General features: G+C 75.2%; 1 protein-coding gene. It reads left to right on the top strand.

Annotated features, from left to right (window positions below; translation table 11 throughout):
• Positions 1 to 3973, top strand: a 3973-nt coding sequence (locus tag KBX39_RS25410; protein WP_210872876.1) for a type I polyketide synthase, incomplete at both ends; no start/stop codon positions are given.

The raw sequence follows: 3973 nt of genomic DNA, 5'->3' as shown, positions 1-3973 counted from the left end.
TCGCCCGGGTCGGCTCCCTGGTGCTGCGGCCCCTGCCGGCGGGGGAGCTCACCGCCGGCGGGTCCGCGTGGCGGCGCTCGCTGTTTCGCCTCGACTGGCTCCGGCACCCCGTCGCCGGGGGCGCTGCCGACGGCACGACCTGGGCGGTGCTCGGCGAACGTCCCGCCCCGCTGCCGTCCGGCCCGCCCGCCGCCCGGTACGCCGACCTCGACGCGCTCCGCGACGCCGGGGTACCCGACGCCGTGCTGTACCCGGTGGCCGGCGCGACCGGCCCCGGCGCCGTCCACGACCTGCTCGCCGAGGTCCTCGCCGTGCTCCAGGGCTGGCTCGCCGCCGAACCGCACACCGGCGACTCCCGGCTGGTGGTCCTCACCGGCGGCGCCGTCGCCGTGGACGACGACGCGGAGGTCACCGACCTCGCCGGCGCCGCCGTGTGGGGCCTGCTCCGCTCCGCCCAGGCCGAGCACCCCGGCCGCTTCCTCGTCGTCGACGTCGACGACGCGGAGCACTGCGCGGCCGCCCTCGCCGGCCTGCTGTCGGCCGACGAGCCGCAGGCGGCGGTACGCGACGGGGCGCTCCGCGTGCCCCGGCTCGTCGCCGCCCCGGAACCCGACGCGCCGGCGCCGGCGCTGGACCCGGAGGGCACGGTGCTGGTCACCGGCGGCACCGGTGCCCTCGGCGCACTGACCGCCCGCCACCTGGTCACCCGGTACGGGGCCCGGCACCTGCTGCTCACCAGCCGGCGCGGTGCCGACGCCGACGGCGCAGCCGACCTGGTCGCCGCCCTCGCCGACCTGGGCGCCACCGCGACTGTCGAGGCGTGCGACGCCGCCGACCGGGCCGCCCTCGCCGCGCTGCTGGACCGGATCGACCCGGCGCACCCGCTGACCGGCGTGGTGCACACCGCCGGCGTACTGGCCGACCGCACCCTGACCTCGCTCACCCCCGAGACGCTCGGCGACGTGCTGCGGCCGAAGGTGGACGCCGCCGCGAACCTGCACGAGCTGACCGCCGCCGGCCGCCTCGCGCTCTTCGTCACGTACTCCTCGGCGGCGGGCGTGACGGGCAGCCCCGGCCAGGCCAACTACGCGGCGGCCAACGCCTTCCTGGACGCGCTCGCCCACCGGCGACGGGCCGCGGGCCTGCCGGCGCACTCGCTGGCCTGGGGCCCGTGGGCGGAGTCGGGCGGCGGCATGACCGCCGGCCTCGACCGCGCCGACACCGACCGGCTGGCCCGGGCCGGCGTACGCCCGCTTCCCGCGGCGGACGGCCTCACGCTCCTCGACGCCGCCCTGCTCACCGGCCTGCCCGCGACGGTGCCGATGGCGCTGGACGGGCCGGCGCTGCGCGCCCAGGCCGAGGCGGGCACCCTGCCGTCGGTCCTGCGCGGCCTGGTCCGGGCGCCCCGGCGCCGCGCCGCGCGGTCCGGCCCGGCGGAGACCGCCGCGCTGACCGGGCGGCTCGCCGGCCTCGACCGCGAGGAGCGCGCCGCGGCCCTGCTGCGGCTCGTCCTCGATCAGGTCGCGACGGTCCTGGGGTACGCCGACGCCGCCGCCGTCGAGGCCGGGCGTCCGTTCACCGAGCTCGGTTTCGACTCGCTCACCGCCGTCGAACTGCGCAACCGGCTGGGCGCGGTCACCGGCCTGCGCCTGCCCGCGACGCTGGTCTTCGACCACCCGACCCCGCTCGCCCTCGCCGACCACCTGGACGCCGAGACCGCAACGGACGCCGGCACCCGGGCGGCTCCGGTAGCCGCCGTCGCGGCGCTCGACGAGCCGATCGCGATCGTCGGCATGAGCTGCCGCTACCCCGGCGGCGTACGCAGCCCCGAGCAACTGTGGGACCTCCTCGTCTCCGGTGGCGACGGCATCAGCGGCTTCCCCGCCGACCGCGGCTGGGACGTCGACGACCTGTACGACCCGTCCGGCGCGCGCCGGGGCAGCAGCTACGCCCGCGAGGGCGGCTTCCTGGCCGACGCCGCCGACTTCGACGCCGACCTGTTCAAGATCTCGCCGCACGAGGCCCTCGCCATGGACCCGCAGCAGCGGCTGCTGCTGGAGACCTCGTGGGAGGCCATCGAGGACGCCCGGATCGACCCGCTCGCGCTGCGTGGCCGCCCCGTCGGCGTGTACGCCGGCATGATGTACCACAACCACGCCGCAGGGCTGGCCGACGTTCCCGAGACCCTCGACGGCTACCTCGGCGTCGGCACGGCCAGCAGCGTGTTGTCGGGTCGGGTGGCGTACTCGTTCGGGTTCGAGGGCCCGGCGGTGACTGTGGACACGGCGTGTTCGTCGTCGCTTGTGGCGTTGCACCTGGCGGTGCAGGCGCTGCGGTCGGGGGAGTGCGACCTGGCGCTGGCCGGCGGCGTCACGGTGATGGCGACGCCCGAGACGTTCATCGACTTCTCCCGGCAGCGGGGCATGGCCCCCGACGGCCGCTGCAAGTCGTTCTCCGACGCGGCGGACGGCACGGGCTGGTCCGAGGGCGTCGGGGTGCTGCTGGTGCAGCGGCTGTCGGACGCGCGGCGTGACGGGCGCCGGGTCCTCGCGGTCGTGCGGGGCACGGCCGTCAACCAGGACGGCGCGTCGAACGGTTTGACGGCGCCGAACGGCCCCTCGCAGCAGCGGGTGATCCGGCAGGCCCTCGCGAACGCCCGGCTGGGCGTCGCCGACGTCGACGTCGTGGAGGCGCACGGCACGGGCACGACGCTGGGCGACCCCATCGAGGCCCAGGCGCTGCTCGCCACGTACGGGCAGGACCGCGACGACCGGGACGCGCTGCTGCTGGGGTCGGTGAAGTCGAACATCGGTCACACGCAGGCGGCTGCAGGGGTGGCGGGTGTCATCAAGATGATCTTGGCGATGCGGTACGGGGTGGTGCCGGCGTCGTTGCACGTGGATGTGCCCTCGTCGCATGTGGATTGGTCGTCGGGTGCGGTGGAGTTGGTGACCGAGTCCCGTGAGTGGCCGGGCGTGGGGCGTCCCCGGCGGGCGGGTGTGTCGTCGTTCGGCATCTCGGGGACGAACGCGCACGTGATCATCGAGCAGGCGGAGCCGGAGCACGCCGCGGGGTCTGCCGCGCCGGTCGGGTTGCCGGTGCCGTGGGTGGTGTCGGGGCGTTCGAAGCGGGGTCTGGTGGGTCAGGCGGCGCGGTTGGCGTCGTTCGTGCGGGAACGGTCCGGCCTTGCGGTGGCGGACGTGTCGTGGTCGTTGGCGACGACTCGGGCGGCGTTGGAGCACCGCGCGGTGGTGTGGGGTTCGTCGGTGGACGAGTTGGTTGCTGGTCTGTCGGCGGTGGCTGAGGGTCGGTCTGCGGGTGTGGTGTCGGCGGGTCGTCGGGCGGTGTTGTTCACCGGTCAGGGTTCGCAGCGTGTGGGTATGGGCCGGGAGTTGTACGAGACGTTCCCGGTGTTCGCGCAGGCCTTCGACGGGGTGTGTGCGGGGTTTGAGGGTTTGTTGCCGCGGGCGTTGCGCGAGGTGGTGTTCGCGCAGGCGGGGTCGGATGAGGCGGCCCTGGTGGATCAGACGGTCTTTGCGCAGGCGGGGTTGTTCGCGGTGGAGGTGGCGTTGTGGGAGTTGCTCGCGTCGTGGGGTGTGCGGGCTGATTTCCTGGCGGGTCATTCGATCGGTGAGGTGACGGCCGCGTACGTGTCGGGGATGTTGTCGCTGTCGGATGCCTGTTCCCTGGTGGCGGCGCGGGGTCGGTTGATGCAGGCTCTGCCGTCGGGTGGGGTGATGGCGGCGGTGGGCGCGTCGGAGGAGGCTGTCGCCGAGCTGCTCGGCGCGTCGGGCGCGGTCGTGGACATCGCGGCGGTGAACGGCCCCGCGTCGGTGGTCGTCTCGGGCGCGGCCGATGAGGTGGCTTCGGTGGTGGGGGCCTGCCGTGAGCGGGGTTGGCGGGTCAAGGAACTGGCGGTCAGTCACGCGTTCCATTCGCGGTTGATGGATCCGATGCTGGAGGAGTTCCGGTC

Source organism: Micromonospora sp. D75, assembly GCF_018070405.1.
GTDB lineage: Bacteria > Actinomycetota > Actinomycetes > Mycobacteriales > Micromonosporaceae > Micromonospora > Micromonospora chalcea.
This window is presented reverse-complemented; position numbering and strand designations above follow the sequence as displayed.